Origin of the sequence: Aneurinibacillus sp. REN35 (genome assembly GCF_041379945.2) — a bacterium.
Lineage (GTDB): Bacteria > Bacillota > Bacilli > Aneurinibacillales > Aneurinibacillaceae > Aneurinibacillus.
This window is the reverse complement of sequence record NZ_JBFTXJ020000006.1, coordinates 195,446-213,652: the sequence shown is the minus strand read 5'-3', so window position 1 is coordinate 213,652 and position 18,207 is coordinate 195,446. Positions and strand designations below refer to the sequence as shown.

Here is an 18,207-nt window from a genome sequence, read left to right as displayed (position 1 = left end):
TTCCGAATATTCATTGTAAGCTCCCCTTTGCAAATCGTTCTCTTTTTCTGATAGATTCATGATAACGTTTGCATGAGGAGGAGAAAAGTTTTCGTATTTTTAAAACGTTTTGTTCTTTTTGTTACATTTTTTGTTCTTTTTGTTCATCGGTCCATGTATACATTTTCATGGGACGGCCAACCGTTCCGTATACCATATACGATGCAGCCTTACCGACCGATTCAAGATATTCGAGATAGCGCCGTACTGTAACCCGCGACATACCGATCACCTGTCCAATCTCTTCTGCCGACATCTCATCCTCCGCTTCCTGAAGACAGTCAGATACCTGCTGCAGGGTGAAGGCTTGAATTCCCTTCGGATATTCTGCTTCCTGCTCCTCTCTTCTGACAGATGCATTTTTCGCATTCGCAGCCGCATGAGCACGTGCGCTGTCAAATAATGATTGGGAGAACACGGCAGATTGATTACGGCGGAAGTGCTCTTTATAACGCAGAAGCGCCTCTTCAATGCGATGAAATTGAAAAGGCTTAAATATATAATCCACAGCCCCAAGCCGCATCACACGCAGCACAGTCTCCCGGTCATTGGCCGCCGTTACGGCAATTACGTCGACATCAAGTTCTTGATGTCGGATCGTACGCAGTGTCTCCAGACCATCTTTTCCCGGCATGTATAAATCAAGAATGACCAGTTGGGGAGATAAACTTCCGATTTTCTCAATCGCTTCTTCTCCCGTACGCGCAAGGCCGACTACTTCAAAACCTTCTACTCGTTCGATGAAAGACATATTAATCTCCTGTACCATCGGATCATCTTCAACAAGCAAAACATTAATGATTGTACTCATGATCTTGTTCCTCCTTCCTCTCCATGGGAAGCTTGACACGTACCCATGTGCCGTATCCTGCGGTACTATCAACCGCAACATCGCCCTCACTTCGCTTAACTATCGATGAAATAAGATACAGACCAATGCCGTGCTCCCCTTTCTGCTTGGTCGAGAAGCCCTTATCAAAGATATGTGTCTGTATTGCTTGCGGAATGCCGATGCCATTGTCCTCTACCTCAATTGTAAGATAGGTATCGTCCTGTACAATGGATACGTCTACCCGTTTGGGGCGATTGTTTACTTCTGCGAGTCCATCGAAGGCATTCTCGATAAGATTTCCGATAATGATAACAAGGTCATGATAGGTGACCCCTTCGGGAAAACGATTAAATTCACTATACGGGTCAATATGAAGCGCAATATCAAGCTCTTTTGCCCGGCTGATTTTTCCGATCAGAAGACCGGTCAGATTGATATCCTGAATGCGGCAGCTAATGTAATGAGCTACATTCTCTTCATCTTCATCAAGCTGAAAAATATAACGCAGCGCTTCCTGCTCTTTACCTAATTGAATGAGTCCAGCAATCGTATGAAGCTTATTGCTGTGCTCATGATTTTTAGCGCGAAGCGCATCAACAAATGCTTTCACACCTGTAAGCTCTTCCGCCATCTGCGTGACCTCGGTCTTGTCCTGAAAAATCGCCAGTGCTCCCACGGTTTTTCCTTTTACCTTAATTGGAACACGATTGCTGAAGATCAACGTGTCGCCAATATAGAACTGCTGGTTATAAATCGCCTCGCCTAGTTCTAAGATCTCCGGAAGGCGCGTATCCGGGATAACCTCACGAATGTTACCTCCTACTGCCTTGCCTTCTACCTTCAGCATGCGACGGGCCGATTCGTTAATAACGGTGATGCGTTCCTGATCATCAATCGCAATAATTCCTTCATGAATCGCATGGAACGCCGACGTTCGCTCATCTAGCGTCCTTGCAAGTTCCTGTGGTTCGAGTTGGAATGTCTGCTGCTTAATATGGCTTGCAAGGAGATAAGCACCCAAAATGCCGAATCCGAGTGTTAAGGAGAGAATCAGCCCCATTTCCTTGCCCATATCTTCAATGATGACAAATAGTTTTGGGACCGTATTTCCTACCATGACGACCCCAATCTGCTGATGTTCCTCATTCATAATCGGTGCATATGCCCGAACCCCTTCTCCAAGATCCCCTGTCACCCGATCAATATAGACATGTTCAGCAAATGCAGGCTTGGCTTCATTCGTATTGAAAAACGTGCCAATCCGACTCTCGATCGGGTGTGACATACGCTTGCCATCCATATCGACGACAACAATATAGTCTGCCCCATAAATCGCCCGCACTTTCTCTATCAAAGGCTGGATAAATGACGCACCGAGCGGCTTCTCTACGGCTCGCTGCACCTCCGGCATCTGTGCTGTCACCTTTGCCGTCAGCAGCGAACGCTGACTTACATCCTCTACCTTAACGCTGGCGATTTTACCGATTAGAATGGTCGCACCCATCAAGAGAGTATATAAGACGATGCCAAAGGCAAGCAGTGTAATCTTGCGGCGAATGGGCCAATTGTCCAAATGAATCATATATGACTCCTCAACTGATCTACTGACTTGTCTAGAATTATACAAAAAAACACCAGCAAAAAAAAAGCGAAACTGTGCAAAACAGTCTCGCTTTCTTCACCAGCATTCCTTACGCCTTGAGCGCTTCTTCACTCAATACTCGTGCGAATGTACCCTTGCAATATTCCGAGCCCGGTTCATCAAGACGTACTTTGCAGATCTTGCCGACAAGCGATTCATCGGCTTCAAATACGAGCTTCAGGTAGTTATCTGCATGACCAACGTACAATCCGCTCTCCGGTGCTTCCTTGTACGCCTCTTCAGGAATAACTTCAAGCACATCACCGACAAACTTGCTTGCATAATCTACCGCCAGCTTATCAGAGAGTGCGATCAATTCATGCACACGACGATTCTTAACTTCTTCATCCACCTGATCTTCCATCCGAGCCGCCGGAGTACCGCTCCGCTTCGAATACGGGAAGACATGTAATTCAGCAAACTTCATCTCTTCAATGAAGCGGTAGCCTCTTTCATACATCTCTTCTGTCTCACCAGGGAAGCCAACAATTACGTCAGTTGTGATCGCTACGTCAGGCAGTGCCTCATGCAACTGTTCGATTTTACGGCGGAACTCATCCGTCGTATATTTGCGACGCATACGCTTGAGCACATCATCATCGCCTGCCTGTAGCGGCACATGCAGATGACGACACATCTTATCTGACGTATTCAGTACATCAATGACTTCATCTGTAATCTGACTTGCTTCGATGGAGCTAATGCGAATACGCTTCAGCCCCGGAACCTTCGTATCTAGATCACGCAGCAAACGAGCCAGATTGTAGCCTTCTAAGTCTTCGCCGTATCCCCCGGTGTGAATACCGGTAAGAACGATTTCCTTATACCCTGCTGCCACCAACTTGTTCGCCTGCTCGACTACACTTTCCGGTTTACGGCTACGCATCAATCCCCGCGCCCATGGAATGATGCAGAACGTACAGAAATTATTGCAGCCTTCTTGAATCTTCAAAGACGCACGCGTCCGATCTGTAAATTCCGGTACATCCAGTTCTTCATATTCGCGTGCCTTCATAATATTCGATACGGCATTAATCGGCTGACGCTCTTGCAGATATTGATCCACATATTCGATTAAATTGTCGCGTCCTGATGTGCCTACGACAATATCAACGCCAGGAATGGCCATGATCTCATGCGGCGTTGTCTGCGCATAGCAACCCGTTACCGCTACAACCGCTTCCGGATTACGGCGAATTGCACGGCGAATAACTTGGCGGCTTTTTTTGTCACCTGTATTGGTTACGGTACAAGTATTAATCACATACACGTCCGCAGCCTGCTCAAAATCTATTTTCTCATACCCGGCCTGCTTAAACAGTTGCCAGATGGCTTCTGTTTCATAATGGTTAACCTTACAGCCGAGCGTATGAAATGCTACAGTTGGCATGGATTGTCCAACTCCTTACTATAAAATTGCCCCTGTCTCTTATCGATTGAATCATGCTTGTTCAAAGGCATAAGACATGCAGGATAGCGCATAGAGCGGCGCCGTTTCTGCACGTAGAATCCGCCTTCCAAGCGATACACTCACAAAGCCAGCCGCTTCTGCCTCTGCGACTTCTTTCTCATCGAAGCCGCCCTCCGGCCCGATCACAAGCAGAATCGTTGAGCCTGCGGGGACGCTTGAGAGCGCACGGCGCAGCGTGGCCATCTCTTCTTTCTCATATGCAAATAAAGCATAATGGAAACGAGGCGCAGATGCAAGCAGCTCACGCCAGCTAAGCACATTCATCACATCAGGAACCCGACTTCTGTGTGACTGCTCGGCGGCCTCTTTGGCAATTTTTTGCCATCGCTCTATCCGTTTCTTTTCTTTTTTATCATCGAGCTTGACCACTGTGCGCATGGATGTGAATGCGCAAAAAGAAAAAGCACCGAGTTCAGTGCCTTTCTGAATGACCAGCTCCATTTTATCACCCTTTGGCAGTCCTTGCGCAATGGTAACTTGCACCGGAAGCTCTCGATTCGCAAGACCTTCTTCAAGAATGCGCACCCGCACATGGTCTGACTCGATCACATCAATGGCACCCCGCACGTCGCGTCCTAAGCCGCTGCAGCAGATCACTTCATCTCCTGGGCGCGAACGCATAACACGGACAATATGATTCACATCATCTCCCGTAATCGTTACGAACTGCTCATCCATCTGCGAAGGGTCTACAAAATATCGCTGCATGCTTCATCCCTCACTCTGCTTTTCGTTCCGCTACAAGGCATACCCAGCCTGATGCAAGCTCGCTGCGGTCGCGAAGGCTTGGCGGTGCCACCGTATCGGTATCCGTATAACGAGATCCGTCTTCTTTTTCATACATATCATGCATGTAATGCGCGTCAATAATACTAAACCCCGCCCGCTCCATCGCCTCGCGTACGTCGGCTTCTTTCTGTGTAATAATACCGGAGGTGATGAATAAGCCGCCTGGTGCCACTACACGAGCAGCATCATCGACAAACAGCGTAATAACTTCAGCCAAAATATTAGCGACAATGAGATCAACCGGTCCCGCTACACCATCCAGTAGATTATTCTGTTCAACTGCTACTTTTTGCGCGGTACCGTTCAGCTCTACGTTCGTCTGTGCCGACTCTACAGCGACTTCATCGAGATCAAGCGCACGAACGGATGCTGCGCCCAACTTGGCTGCAGCAATACTAAGCACACCGGTTCCGCAGCCGACGTCGATCACCGTCTCGCCACCCTTAATCGCTTCATCCAATGCACGAATGCACATGACAGTCGTCGGATGTGTCCCTGTACCAAACGCCATGCCCGGATCAAGCTCGATAATGAGCTCATTCTCCTTCTTCGGAATATAGTTCTCCCACGTGGGCGTAATGGTAATTCTCTCGGACACTTCTACCGGCTTATAATACTTCTTCCAGGCCGTCTCCCATTCCTCTTCCTGTACCTCAGCAAGAGTTACGGTACCCTCTCCCACTTCAATCCCGAAGGAAGAAAGCTCGTCAAGACCCTGTTTGATTGCTTCTATCGTCTCATTAAGCGCATCGCTTGCGAGAAGATAGGCTTTCACAATGACGCCCTCAGTCGGATAATCCTTCGCTGAAAGTTGATATATTTCACCGAACTTATCCTGCCATTCGCGTGTAAGCACTTCCGGATCTTCGATTACGACACCGCTTGCGCCTGCTTCCTGCAAAATATTCGAAACCGCCTCAATGGCTTCCTGCGTCGTATGAACGCTTACTTCAGACCACTTCATTGTGTATGGCTCCATCCTCTCGTTTGCTGTTCGCACATACCCTTACATCTCTCCGCGCAGCACCTTTTTCATTTTATCAAAAAATGAGGTCTCGCCGCTGCCATGAACTTCTTCTCCGCCAATATCTGCAAGTTCACGCAGCAATTCCTTCTGTCTGTCATTGAGCTTGGTCGGTGTCACCACAACAACCTTTACATGCTGATCGCCTTTGCCTGAACGATTCAGATAAGGTACCCCATGTCCTCGCAGACGGAATTTTGTTCCTGTTTGTGTACCTGCCGGCACTTTCAATTTAACTTTGCCATCAATAGTCGGCACTTCGATCTCGTCACCAAGCGCAGCCTGGGCAAATGTGATCGGAACTTTACAGAAGATATCGTTGCCATCCCGTTCAAAGAACTCATGAGACTTCACACGGAATACAACATACAAATCCCCCGGCGGTCCACCGTTCGCGCCCAGTTCACCTTCGCCATTGATGCGCATTCTCGCTCCATCATCGACCCCTGCCGGAATTTTGATGTGGATTTTTCGGCGCACACTTTCTTTTCCACTGCCATGGCACTTGCTGCATTTAACGGAAACGAATTGTCCGCTTCCTTTACAGGTTGGACAGACACGACGGTTTACAACACGGCCGAATGGGGTGTTTTGTACAACCTCCTGCTGCCCGGCACCGCCGCATGTATGACAGGTTTCCACCTTGCTGCCCGGCTCGGCTCCAGAGCCATCACATTTCGAACACGTTGCTTCCTTAGGAATCTCAATGTCCATCTCTTTGCCGAATACCGCTTCTTTAAAGTCGATCTGCATCGTATACTGCAGGTCATCTCCCTGACGCGGAGCATTCGGATTACCACGTCCACCGCCACCAAAAAACATATCGAAAATATCACCGAAGCCACCAAAGTCACCGGCACCGCCGCCAAAACCACCCTGCTCAGCACCTGCATGACCAAAGCGATCATAGCTCGCCCGCTTCTGCGAATCGCTCAGCACGTCGTATGCTTCCTTTACTTCCTTAAACTTCGCTTCCGCATCCGGTTCTTTGTTCACGTCCGGATGGTATTTGCGCGCCAGCTTACGGTACGCTTTCTTTATTTCATCTTCCGAGGCGGACTTTTCTACGCCCAGCACCTCGTAGTAATCGCGTTTGCTCATGCTCTTCACTCCCGCACTGTTTGACTCATAAAATTCATCATATCAGGTTGCGAAAAAAAGTCAAAGCCAAGTTGCCCTGACTTTGACTTTTTCCCTTGCACCTGCATATTATTTCTTTTCGTCTTCGTCTACTACCGTATAGTCTGCGTCGACTACATTGTCATCGTCCTTTTTGCCGGCTTGTTCCGCACCTTGTGCTGTTTGTGCCTGCTGTGCTGCCTGCTCATACAGCTTCACAGAGAGCTGTTGAACAACTTCTTGCAGCTCATCTTTTGCCGTACGGATCGCCTCAAGATCAGAACCTTCAAGCGCCGTTTTCAGCTTATCTTTTGCCGCATTTGCTTTATCAATCTCTGCCTGTTCGACTTTGTCGCCAAGTTCCTTGAGTGTTTTCTCTGTCGTAAAGACAAGTTGATCCGCTTCATTTCGCACCTCAACCTGCTCTTTGCGCTGTTTATCAGCTTCCGCATTCTCTTCGGCCTCGCGCACCATGCGATCTACTTCATCATCGCTCAGACCAGAAGAAGACGTGATCGTGATCTGCTGCTGCTTACCTGTTCCAAGGTCTTTGGCAGATACGTTTACGATACCGTTGGCATCAATATCAAAGCTTACTTCGATTTGCGGAATGCCGCGTGGTGCCGGTGGAATGTCAGTCAATTGGAAGCGGCCTAATGTCTTGTTGTCGCCTGCCATCGGACGTTCCCCTTGCAGTACATGAATGTCTACCGCTGTTTGATTGTCAGCAGCTGTAGAGAATACCTGTGACTTGCTTGTAGGAATGGTTGTATTGCGTTCGATCAGCTTTGTCATAACGCCGCCCATTGTTTCAATACCAAGAGACAGTGGCGTTACGTCAAGCAGGACGACGTCTTTTACATCACCTGTTAATACACCTGCTTGAACAGCCGCACCAAGCGCTACCACTTCGTCTGGATTTACGCCTTTATACGGCTCTTTACCTGTGGCTTTCTTAATCGCTTCCTGTACGGCAGGAATACGAGTAGAGCCACCGACAAGAATGACCTTATCAATTTGGGAAGGCTGAAGACCCGCATCCGACAATGCACGGCGCGTTGGCACCATGGTACGCTCTACAAGCTGTGCGCTCAACTCTTCGAATTTTGCACGAGTTAAATTCACTTCCAAGTGTTTTGGACCGGTTGCATCCGCTGTGATGAACGGCAGGGAAATTGTCGTCGTCAATACACCAGAAAGGTCTTTTTTCGCTTTTTCCGCTGCATCTTTTAAACGCTGCATCGCCATACGGTCAATCGATAGATCGATACCGTTCTCTTTTTTGAACTCCGCTACCAGGTAATCGATAACGACCTGGTCAAAATCATCACCGCCCAGTTGGTTGTCCCCGCTGGTTGCTTTTACTTCGAAGAAGCCATCACCCAACTCAAGGATAGAAACGTCAAATGTACCGCCGCCAAGGTCATATACAAGAATCGTTTGATCCTCTTCCTTCTCCATACCATATGCAAGGGAAGCGGCTGTCGGCTCATTGACAATGCGCAGCACTTCAAGGCCGGCAATTTTACCGGCGTCTTTTGTTGCCTGACGCTGGCTGTCATTGAAGTATGCCGGAACAGTGATAACCGCTTGTGTTACCGTTTCGCCAAGGTATGCTTCCGCATCGGATTTGAGCTTTTGCAGCACCATGGCCGATACTTCCTGCGGCGTATAGTCTTTTCCTTCTAAAGTTACCTTATGGTTTTCACCCATATAGCGCTTAATCGAGCTTACTGTATTGTCCGGGTTTGTGATCGCCTGGCGTTTTGCTGCTTCGCCGACAATACGCTCGCCATTTTTGAATGCTACGACAGATGGTGTCGTACGGTTACCTTCTGGATTTGGAATAACGACCGGTTCGCCGCCTTCCATTACTGCTACGCAAGAGTTTGTTGTTCCTAAGTCGATACCAATTACTTTAGCCATTGTATGTTGACCAACCTTTCTGAAAGTGTATTTGCTATGCGTAATAACGTGTAGATAATGCTGCGGATACGCTAACGCTAGGAGCTTACCTTTACCATCGAAGGACGAATGACACGGTCTTTGAGCCTGTATCCCTTCTGGAATTCCTCAATAATAATTCCAGACTCATACTCGCTGCTTGCTTCCTGCATCACAGCCTGGTGCATGTTCGGATCGAACGGCTCACCCACGCCCGGTACTGTACTTACACCTTCCTGCTCAAGTACCTGCTGCAGCTGGCGGAAAACCATCTCAATGCCTTCTCTGAGCGAATTCGGATCTTGTGCATCCTGACTCGCTTCAATGGCACGCTCGAAGTTATCGACAACCGGCAGCAATGCTTCCATCGCACGTTGTGAGGAATACTGAAGCATCTGCTCCTTCTCCTTGTTCACACGCGTACGGAAATTCTGCAGGTCAGCTTGTGCACGCAAGTATTTATTGTGCATCTCTTCCTTTTCAGCTTTGAGCTGCTCGATCTCCGCCAGCAGTTCGTCTTCCCGCGACAATTCAGCCGCCTCTGCTGTTTTTGCTTGTTCATCGCCTTGTGCTTCAGCGGACACTATCGATTCATCGATCTCCTGCTCCTGTATTTCCTCTGCCGTCTCGGCGTTTTTCTTGTTTTCTTCTGACACAATCCTTCCTCCTATTCATCTGGTGATATGCCTGGGGATTTTTTGCGAATCACAGTATGTATGCGCAGAATGGCGCGGCTTACCTCACCGGCTGTCTGCAGGGCATGCAGCTTAACCAGCGCGGGATCAACAACCCCCGCCTCTAGCATATCGATGCACTCGCCTGTATCTAAGTGTAAGCCGATGGATGGTTGGCTGGCTTCCTCCTGTACCGCTCGTACCTGTTCAATCTTCTCAAGCGGATTGAATCCGGCATTGCGCATCATCTGAGCAAGCGGTCGGCGCAAAGCTGCTGCGACCGCCTCGACACCGAAGCCCTCCATTCCTTTTACAGACTGGCGCCACTTCTCTAGATGGCGCGATACAAACAGTTCAACACTGCCGCCGCCAGGAAGATAACCGCCGCGAAGGGCTGCCTGCACAGCAGAAGCGGCATCCCGTGCAATCCGCTCCCTCTCCCCTACGACTTCACTTGTTCCGGCACCGACAATCATCGTTACTGCCGGCACCCCATGTCCTCCCATAATACGCACCTGATCGAGCGATTCGTCAAATACAAGCTGCTCCGCATACCCAAGCGAACGGGATAACTCCTCTACACTTTTCCCTAAAGCGCTGCGCTTAAGCGAGCGAGCCCCGCTATACTTAGCTACCCGTTCTCTCTCGGATTGGAATACGCGATGCAGCACAAGAATACCATGATCAAGGCAGAATTCTTCAGCGATACTATCACAGCTTCGATCCAATATGACAGCACCGACGTTTAATTCGAGCAGCTTCTCTAGATTGTGTCGATATTCTTCCTTTATCTGCAGATAGCGCTGAAAGCCCATCTCTGTGCCAAGCGCTTCATCGTCCATCTCTTCCGGTGCGAGAGCGTCGTTTAGCACAAGCAGGCGTACCTGCTCCATCCGTGTCGGCATCTCATGGGAAAGCGGACGCTGGTGCAGGATGACGCCATCTAATACCTCATTTTCTGCACCTTCCTGAGCTGTGATCAAATCACTGAAGGTAAAATCTGCTTCAAGCATCTTCTCCCGACCGAGCAGGCTCGCTCCTTCGATGACAAGATGTGCAATATCCTTCTGCTCTCTGCCTGCAATATATGCGATATGATACAATCGTTCATCATCAAAATACTCAATCGGCCATGCCGCTTCTCGCATTCTCGCTAGCGCTTCACCAACGCCTAACTCAATCCCAGCAATGACACGAGCAACCGGAACTCCTCGCTGTACCTGGGACACTCCTTCGGTTACTAAAGCAGAAGCAAGCAGGGTCGCTGTCGTCGTTCCATCCCCTACCTCACGCTGCTGTGAACGCGCTAGACCGATCATCAGGCGGGCCGCCGGATGCTTCACTTCCATTTCTTCAAGGATGGTGACACCGTCATTCGTAATGATGACGCCGCCCAGTTCATCCACAAGCATCACATCAAGCCCTTTAGGACCAATTGTTCCTTCGACTGAACCGGCCACCGCCTGCACGGCATTCATATTATGAAGCAGGGTAGACAGCCGTTCATCTCCTGAGCCATCACGCTCCGTCGGATGCGAACTCATCAGCGGGCCTCCCTTTCTTTTTCTTGCATGAATTACAATACATTGGCATATAAGCGCCTTATTAATTAGCTATCAGATTTGTAAAAACGTTCAAATGCATCCGTCAGATTCCCCGCGAGCACATTAAGAATTCCCATCACACGACCGTATTCCATGCGTGTTGGACCGAGAATACCTACTGTACCCATCGGCTGGCCGTCAAGATGATACGTTGCTGTGATAATGCTGCAGTTACTAATCGCCTGTTCTTGATTCTCCGTGCCGATACGCACATGAAGCCCGCTCTGTTTAGAGTCGAATAGGCGCACTACCATCTCATTCTGCTCAAAAAGTGTCAAAATATCCCTGACTTTATCGACATCCCGAAACTCAGGCTGCATCATGATGTTGGTCGTTCCTTTAAGTACAATATGATCGTCCGGCTCATGAGTAATCGTCTCCTCAAGCACAGACATAATCTCTTCATAGTGCTGAATATAGCGTCCCAACTCTTTAGATACTTCCGCATACAGACGCTGGCGCAGCTCAACCATAGCTACTCCTGTAAGCTTGGCGTTAAGCAAATTAACGACCCGCTCCATCTCACTCATCGCCATTCCTTCTGGAAGCGAGATCATCTTGTTCTCGACCTTGCCCGTATCTGTTACGAGAATAAATACGGCAGAGTGTTGAGAGAGTGGAATCATCTGCACAGCCTTAAGACGTGTTGTCTGTATGTCATGTCCAAGCACGATGGACGTATAATTCGTCAAGCTCGAAAGAACGGAGGCCGCCTGATTCATTACCTGTTCGAATTCATAGAATCGATCGGCGAATACGCGACGAATATGCGTAGCATCTTCCACCTGCATAAACGGCATGCCAGCAAACTGGTCCACGTAAAAGCGATAGCCTTTATTCGATGGGATGCGTCCCGCCGATGTATGCGGCTGTTCTAAATACCCCATCTCCTCAAGATCCGCCATCTCATTACGAATAGTAGCGGAGCTATAGCCAATATCTTCCCGCTTCGAAATCGTACGTGACCCGACCGGTTCAGCGGAACGAATGTAATTGTCAATGATAGCCCGTAAAATTAACTGTTGTCGTTCCGTAAGCATGCTGTCCCTCCTTGTTAGCACTCTTTGATAACGAGTGCTAAAGAACTTACTTCAAAAATACCAAAGGAGATCAAACTTTGTCAACTAGCCCTAAAAATCTTGCGAAGACTTCATTGCCAAGAGGAATGCCGCGCTTGGTAAGATGCAGGTATCCATTTGTCCATGCAAGCAGCCCCATTTCGGTAAGTTCATCAATAATTGAGCCGAACGCATCCTTCAGCGTCATACCGTATCGCAGCTCGAATGCGGGAGCCGAGATCCCCTGCATCATGCGCAGTCCCATAATCATATGGTCTTCCATTTCCTCCGCACGGGTAACCTTGAACTGCTCCACGCGTGGAAGGCCTTTTTCTGCAAGCTGCATATACTGCGCAAGCGGACCCGCATTTACATGCCGCGTACCGTCTACATACCCGTGCGCACCCGCGCCGATGCCATAATAATATTCATTGCGCCAATACGTCATATTGTGACGGCTCTCAAAACCGCGCTGTGCAAAATTGCTTATCTCATATTGATGATAGCCATGGCTCTCCATCTGCTCCATCAACCGTTCATACATTGTCACTTCTTCATCCTCTGTAGGAAGCGGGAGCTGATCTTTTTCATATAACGTATGGAAGAGTGTGTTTTCCTCAACTTTTAAGCTATATGAGGAAAAGTGTGGCAAATCAAGCGCGAACGCTTGATCTAGCGTCTCTTGGAATCGTGCGGTTGTCTGATCCGGCAGACCGAAAATCAAATCAATGGAGATGTTCTCAAATCCGACTTCCTTTGCATTCGCCAAGCTTCGGAATACTTGTGCGCTATCATGAATCCGTCCGATTTTTTTTAACAATTCATCGTGGAACGATTGCACACCAAAGCTAATTCGATTCACGCCGCCCTCTCTCATAATGGACAGCTTCTCCACATCGGTCGTTCCAGGGTTGGCTTCCATCGTAAATTCAATGTCCTTACTTCGTTTAGGAAAATGCCGTGCAACTGTCTCTAAGAAGTATGCCATCTGCTTCGCATCAAGGAATGTGGGCGTTCCCCCACCGACAAAAATAGTTTCGATATCCCCAGGAGGACAACTGCGAACCGTCTCCTCCATTTCTTTGTTCAGTGCGGTTAAATAATCCCATACCAACTGCGGGTTCTTTGTCACATACGAATTAAAATCGCAGTAGTAGCATTTATTCGTGCAAAACGGGATGTGAATATACACGGCCTTTGTCATACCGTATCACCTTCCAATGTGTAAATATAAATAGGCAGCGCATCATTCGTTCGTAAAAAAGAGCGGAAGGAAAAGGCCGTATCCCTTTTTACCCTCCGCTCCTCGTATACATCGCTTCTTGCTTAATTCTCGTCCATCTTCAGAACTGCCATAAACGCTTCCTGCGGCACCTCTACACTTCCGACGGACTTCATACGTTTCTTTCCTTCCTTCTGCTTCTCAAGCAGCTTGCGCTTACGGGAAATATCTCCACCGTAACACTTGGCCAATACGTTTTTGCGCATTGCTTTAATCGTCTCACGCGCAATAATTTTGTGACCGATTGCCGCTTGAATAGGCACCTCGAACATCTGGCGTGGAATCAGCTCTTTTAGCTTCTCGCACAGCACACGGCCGCGATTATAAGCAGTATCACGATGTACGATAAAGGACAGCGCATCCACCACTTCGCCATTGAGCATAATGTCCATTTTCACCAATTTCGACTTCTTATAGCCAACCAGTTCATAATCGAAAGACGCATACCCCTTCGTATTCGATTTCAATTGATCGAAAAACTCAAACACGATTTCGGCTAACGGCATCTCATAGACGATCTGTACGCGCGTCTCATCAATGTACTGCATATCGATGAAGTCCCCGCGCTTACGCTGGCACAGATCCATGATCGCGCCGACGAAATCTTTTGGCACCATAATCGATGCTTTTACATACGGCTCTTCAATAAAATCAATCTTCTGCTGTTCCGGCATATTCGACGGATTCTCGATCGAGATTTTCTCGCCATCCGTTTTTGTAACATCATAAATTACGCTCGGCGCCGTCGTAATGAGCGGGATATTGAATTCACGCTCAATCCGCTCCTGAATGATCTCCATATGCAGCATGCCCAAGAAGCCGCAACGGAAGCCAAAGCCAAGGGCCTGTGATGTCTCCGGCTCAAATTGCAGGGAGGCATCATTCAACTGAAGCTTCTCCAGCGCTTCACGCAGATCATTATAGTCAGCGCTATCAACCGGATACATCCCGCTAAATACCATCGGATTTACTTTACGGTAGCCCGGCAGCGGCTCGCTTGCCGGATTGTCGGCCAGCGTGATCGTGTCCCCAACCCGTGTATCGCGCACCGTCTTGATGCTGGCTGCGATAAAGCCTACATCTCCTACCGTAAGCTCTTCCACCTGTTTCGGGAACGGCGCATGCGTTCCTACTTCAGTGACCTCGAATACGGAACCGGTCGCCATCATTTTGATTTTCGACCCTTTTTTCACCGTGCCGTCCACGATCCGCACATGAACGATAACGCCTCTGTATGCGTCGTAGAGCGAATCAAAAATAAGCGCTTTTAGCGGCGCATCCGGATCACCGGTCGGCGCAGGTACTTTGGCTACGACCTGCTCAAGAATCTCTTCGATTCCGATTCCGGCTTTAGCAGAAGCAAGCACCGCATCGCTCGCGTCAAGTCCGATTACATCTTCCACTTCCTGTTTTACACGCTCAGGCTCTGCACTTGGCAGGTCGATCTTGTTAATGACCGGAAGAATCTCCAGATCATTATCAAGTGCCAGGTATACGTTCGCGAGCGTCTGCGCTTCAATGCCCTGGGCCGCATCCACAACAAGGAGCGCGCCCTCACATGCAGCCAAGCTGCGCGATACTTCGTATGTGAAGTCGACGTGTCCTGGCGTATCGATCAAGTGAAGAATATACTCTTCGCCGTCTCTCGCTTTATATTTCAACTGCACAGCATTCAGCTTGATCGTAATGCCGCGCTCTCTTTCCAAATCCATCTGATCCAAAAACTGATTCTCACGCTCCCGCTCCGTCAAGGCACCGGTAAATTCAAGAATCCGGTCTGCCAGCGTTGACTTACCGTGGTCAATATGAGCGATGATAGAGAAGTTCCGGATTTTCTCTTGTCGTTGTCTTCGATCCATATACTACCTCCCGCGAGGAAAAAAATGCACTAGTGACTATTATATCAGTCATGAAGCTTCACAGCAATTTAAATCTCTAGACATGTTAATGCCTTCGGAAATGCCGTAAGCACCTCTGCTCCAGCCTCCGTCACATGAATATCATCTTCAATGCGAACGCCGCCTACCCTAGGAACATAGATGCCCGGCTCAATCGTAAATACCATCCCTGCTGTAATCTTCTCTTCATTCGCACCATGGACAGATGGATATTCGTGTATCTCCATCCCCAACCCATGTCCGATCCGGTGCATAAAATAAGATCCGTAGCCTGCATCATCAATCAGGCGGCGGGCGGCACGATCAACTTCCGCGAGCGGGGAGCCGACCTGTACGGCACGAATCGCCGCTTCTTCAGCCGCCAATACCGTATGGTAGATTCTCTCCATCTCTTCAGACGCCTCACCCACTACGAATGTACGGGTAATGTCAGAGCAGTACCCGTCTTTACATACACCTAAATCAAAAAGCAGAAAACCGCCTTCCTGTACTTGTGTCATGCCCGGTACACCGTGCGGGAGAGCAGAATTAGCACCAGCGAGTACCATCGTCTCAAAGGAAGGTGCCGCCCCTTTTTTCTTCATGATATATTCAAGTTCAGCGACAAGTTCAAGTTCTGTCACACCGCGCACAACCCGCTTCAGCCCTTCAGCAAGCACCTCTTCTACAAGTACGGCTGCTGCTTTGAGTTTTGCGACTTCGTCCGCTGACTTTTTGTTTCGCATCCTGGCAATATATCCGCCAATATCTGCAAATGACGCTGCACCTACCACACTGCCCAGACGCTCTGCCTGGGTCAGTCTCATATACTCCTTTTCTACGGCTAAGCGGTTATGCTGTATCTCTCCTGCCACCTGCTTTACCTTCACATACGGGTCCTCCGTATCTTGTACGCCAATAACTTCACGAACCGCGCTTCCCGGCTTAGAGAGCGTTGATTCAGCCTTTTCCTTCTCAAGCGACGGGACGAATAAGAAGGCTCTATCTTCTTGCAGCAGCAGCCCCAAAAATCTCTCGTGCGGCTCACAGACGAATCCCGTCAAATACGCTATTGATAGCGGGGATGTAATAAGAGCCGCTGTAACACCCTGATTCTCTAATTCGCTCCGTACTTTTTGTATCCGTTCATTGTATGCATCCATATCGATCCCGCCCCTTTTTACAGATAAAAACCAGACGTGCATAGCACCCTTCTCCATTACTGAAGCATACCACAAAAAATCCCTTTATGACCTCCCTGCCCTCAAGTCTTTTTAACCGAAGCAGGCGTGTCATAAAGGGACGATTCTCTACAGCTATTCACTATAATTTATCCATGATCCATTCCATTGCTTGGCGCGTCGTGACAACTACCCAGGTTCGTACGCGGTTGCCAGTCTGACTCATCCAGTTCTCACCAGCCGCCCGAGCTTCTGCCAGCTTCGGTTCTGTAACGACCTGCTTGCCCAATACTTCTACTTCAAAGCCACCGTCGTTCACTTTTTTAATGTAGAATCCTTTTACCGGCTGGTCGGAAGCGCCCTCGATACGCTGAACACCTTTTTCTGCCAGATTGATGCCGCATAGAATACCTGCAAATAAGACTCCGACAAGGATAAAAAATTTGGCGGCCAGCTTCACGGCACTCCCTCCCGCTTACGATCGTTTCGGTTTCGTTTTCGTATCCACTTTCTGCGCTTCCCAAAATACCTCGGCAATCGCTTCCGCCAATACATCGGCCGTGCGATAGGATTCCTCAAGCGTATTATCAACGCCTCCTACCTCTACAAGAATGGCATTTGGAGAAACGGATTGATTATACTCACCATTGCCACCTTTTTTGCCAAATATACCTTTAGAGAGACCGGGATATTTCTTTTCAACGATATTATGGACCTTAAGCGCGAACTGCTGATTTTTCTCCCAGTCTTTGTTGCGCATGCCGATGACAAAGTGGATTTGTGCATACGACTTTCCATTGATTGTAACCGTCGTCGACTTACGTCGCAGCGAATCACGGTGAATATCAATGAAATAGTCCAAGTCACGGTTTTGCTTCATGACGGCCTTTACCGCCTTGAGCGATTCCGCATAGGAAAGCGCGTAGGATGCACCACGGTTTACCAATCGTCCGGTAAAATCAGTCGTGCCAACCGAAGAACCGATACCATTCTTCTCAAGCGTTTGTGCCAGCCGCTTGCTTACAAGCGTGATATTCTTCTTCTCATCCATTGCCAGATCAGGGTTGTTCTTAGCCTGTGCCTCCGGGACAGCATGTACCCATGATTCGCGATTATGCGTGTTATAAATAAAGAACACCTTTCGTCCGTTCGTTGACAGCACCTCCTGCTCCATCGGCTTCTCAGGCTGCGCGGGCGCGGTTGCTTCCGGCGCTGCATCTTTTTTGAAAGCTTCGGGCGGCGGAGACGATTCGAACGGAAGCTCGCTCAGCGCCAAATCCTTGCCAGAGACAAGCACCTCCGTATCAAACAGGCTAAAGCCCGGCAGCTCGTTCCCTAAAAAGCTGCGCGGATCTTTTGGATTAATGCTTGTAATCAAACGAAACGCAAGAGAAGAGAGATCAACCTCTTCGTCCTTGTCCTTATGGGCTTCAAAATACGGAATTTCATAGCTCATGGTATGCAGTAATACGTTGCTTGACATCGCTACCGTCATCTTGCCTACATGCTGGGAGGAGAGTCCCTTCCCCGCCTGGGAAGCGAACAGAATCCCAACTAAAACAAATAAAATCGCCGTACCCAGCGAAAGAATGACGAAGCTTTTCTGCACGCCTGCTCCATGCAAATTCACGACCAAGTTACGATTCCTTCTCGACACGCTGCTCTCTCCTC

General features: G+C 48.8%; 14 protein-coding genes and 1 pseudogene. All 15 read right to left on the bottom strand.

Annotation, left to right across the window (positions count from 1 at the left end; genetic code table 11):
• Positions 1 to 121 precede the first annotated feature (121 nt).
• Positions 122 to 850 carry a response regulator gene (locus AB3351_RS13645; RefSeq protein ID WP_371147681.1) on the bottom strand — a complete coding sequence of 243 codons (729 nt, stop codon included), beginning with the start codon at positions 848 to 850 and terminating at the stop codon, positions 122 to 124.
• The gene (locus AB3351_RS13640) at positions 834 to 2,453 is read right to left on the bottom strand and encodes an ATP-binding protein (protein ID WP_371147680.1); all 1,620 of its coding nucleotides are present in this window, start codon (positions 2,451 to 2,453) and stop codon (positions 834 to 836) included. Before AB3351_RS13640 ends, AB3351_RS13645 begins: the two co-directional genes overlap by 17 nt.
• 109 nt (positions 2,454 to 2,562) lie before the next feature.
• Positions 2,563 to 3,903, bottom strand: coding sequence for a tRNA (N(6)-L-threonylcarbamoyladenosine(37)-C(2))-methylthiotransferase MtaB (gene mtaB, locus AB3351_RS13635; RefSeq protein ID WP_371147679.1), 1,341 nt, complete (start codon positions 3,901 to 3,903; stop codon positions 2,563 to 2,565).
• A gap of 51 nt (positions 3,904 to 3,954) precedes the next feature.
• A complete protein-coding gene (locus AB3351_RS13630; protein ID WP_371147678.1) occupies positions 3,955 to 4,692 on the bottom strand; it encodes a 16S rRNA (uracil(1498)-N(3))-methyltransferase in 738 nt (245 codons plus the stop codon).
• A gap of 136 nt (positions 4,693 to 4,828) precedes the next feature.
• Positions 4,829 to 5,737, bottom strand: a pseudogene (prmA, locus tag AB3351_RS13625) (50S ribosomal protein L11 methyltransferase); the annotation flags it as partial.
• Positions 5,738 to 5,779: 42 nt separating this feature from the next.
• Positions 5,780 to 6,898, bottom strand: coding sequence for a molecular chaperone DnaJ (gene dnaJ, locus AB3351_RS13620; RefSeq protein ID WP_371147677.1), 1,119 nt, complete (start codon positions 6,896 to 6,898; stop codon positions 5,780 to 5,782).
• 108 nt (positions 6,899 to 7,006) lie between these two features.
• The gene (gene dnaK, locus AB3351_RS13615; protein WP_371147676.1) at positions 7,007 to 8,842 is read right to left on the bottom strand and encodes a molecular chaperone DnaK; all 1,836 of its coding nucleotides are present in this window, start codon (positions 8,840 to 8,842) and stop codon (positions 7,007 to 7,009) included.
• A gap of 77 nt (positions 8,843 to 8,919) precedes the next feature.
• Positions 8,920 to 9,516, bottom strand: coding sequence for a nucleotide exchange factor GrpE (gene grpE, locus AB3351_RS13610; RefSeq protein ID WP_371147675.1), 597 nt, complete (start codon positions 9,514 to 9,516; stop codon positions 8,920 to 8,922).
• Between the two features lie 11 nt (positions 9,517 to 9,527).
• Complete coding sequence (locus AB3351_RS13605) at positions 9,528 to 11,078, bottom strand: TCP-1/cpn60 chaperonin family protein (protein WP_371147674.1); 1,551 nt, start codon at positions 11,076 to 11,078, stop codon at positions 9,528 to 9,530.
• A 65-nt stretch (positions 11,079 to 11,143) separates the two neighbouring features.
• Positions 11,144 to 12,178 carry a heat-inducible transcriptional repressor HrcA gene (gene hrcA, locus AB3351_RS13600; RefSeq protein ID WP_371147673.1) on the bottom strand — a complete coding sequence of 345 codons (1,035 nt, stop codon included), beginning with the start codon at positions 12,176 to 12,178 and terminating at the stop codon, positions 11,144 to 11,146.
• A 70-nt stretch (positions 12,179 to 12,248) separates the two neighbouring features.
• Entirely contained in the window at positions 12,249 to 13,400 is a 1,152-nt protein-coding gene (hemW, locus tag AB3351_RS13595; RefSeq protein ID WP_371147672.1) for a radical SAM family heme chaperone HemW, read from the bottom strand.
• Between the two features lie 122 nt (positions 13,401 to 13,522).
• On the bottom strand, positions 13,523 to 15,337 hold the full coding sequence (gene lepA, locus AB3351_RS13590) for a translation elongation factor 4 (protein WP_371147671.1): 1,815 nt from the start codon (positions 15,335 to 15,337) through the stop codon (positions 13,523 to 13,525).
• 68 nt (positions 15,338 to 15,405) lie between these two features.
• The gene (locus AB3351_RS13585) at positions 15,406 to 16,560 is read right to left on the bottom strand and encodes a M24 family metallopeptidase (protein ID WP_371147670.1); all 1,155 of its coding nucleotides are present in this window, start codon (positions 16,558 to 16,560) and stop codon (positions 15,406 to 15,408) included.
• Positions 16,561 to 16,678: 118 nt separating this feature from the next.
• On the bottom strand, positions 16,679 to 16,996 hold the full coding sequence (locus AB3351_RS13580) for a DUF3679 domain-containing protein (RefSeq protein ID WP_371147669.1): 318 nt from the start codon (positions 16,994 to 16,996) through the stop codon (positions 16,679 to 16,681).
• A gap of 15 nt (positions 16,997 to 17,011) precedes the next feature.
• Entirely contained in the window at positions 17,012 to 18,193 is a 1,182-nt protein-coding gene (spoIIP, locus tag AB3351_RS13575; RefSeq protein ID WP_371147668.1) for a stage II sporulation protein P, read from the bottom strand.
• Positions 18,194 to 18,207: the final 14 nt, after the last annotated feature.

What these genes read in the sequence shown, in the direction of transcription:
- AB3351_RS13645 (WP_371147681.1), bottom strand. Translation starts at nt 850, where the DNA reads ATGAGTACAATCATTAATGTTTTGCTTGTTGAAGATGATCCGATGGTA.
- AB3351_RS13640 (WP_371147680.1), bottom strand. Translation starts at nt 2,453, where the DNA reads ATGATTCATTTGGACAATTGGCCCATTCGCCGCAAGATTACACTGCTT.
- mtaB (WP_371147679.1), bottom strand. Translation starts at nt 3,903, where the DNA reads ATGCCAACTGTAGCATTTCATACGCTCGGCTGTAAGGTTAACCATTAT.
- AB3351_RS13630 (WP_371147678.1), bottom strand. Translation starts at nt 4,692, where the DNA reads ATGCAGCGATATTTTGTAGACCCTTCGCAGATGGATGAGCAGTTCGTA.
- dnaJ (WP_371147677.1), bottom strand. Translation starts at nt 6,898, where the DNA reads ATGAGCAAACGCGATTACTACGAGGTGCTGGGCGTAGAAAAGTCCGCC.
- dnaK (WP_371147676.1), bottom strand. Translation starts at nt 8,842, where the DNA reads ATGGCTAAAGTAATTGGTATCGACTTAGGAACAACAAACTCTTGCGTA.
- AB3351_RS13605 (WP_371147674.1), bottom strand. Translation starts at nt 11,078, where the DNA reads ATGAGTTCGCATCCGACGGAGCGTGATGGCTCAGGAGATGAACGGCTG.
- hrcA (WP_371147673.1), bottom strand. Translation starts at nt 12,178, where the DNA reads ATGCTTACGGAACGACAACAGTTAATTTTACGGGCTATCATTGACAAT.
- hemW (WP_371147672.1), bottom strand. Translation starts at nt 13,400, where the DNA reads ATGACAAAGGCCGTGTATATTCACATCCCGTTTTGCACGAATAAATGC.
- lepA (WP_371147671.1), bottom strand. Translation starts at nt 15,337, where the DNA reads ATGGATCGAAGACAACGACAAGAGAAAATCCGGAACTTCTCTATCATC.
- AB3351_RS13585 (WP_371147670.1), bottom strand. Translation starts at nt 16,560, where the DNA reads ATGCACGTCTGGTTTTTATCTGTAAAAAGGGGCGGGATCGATATGGAT.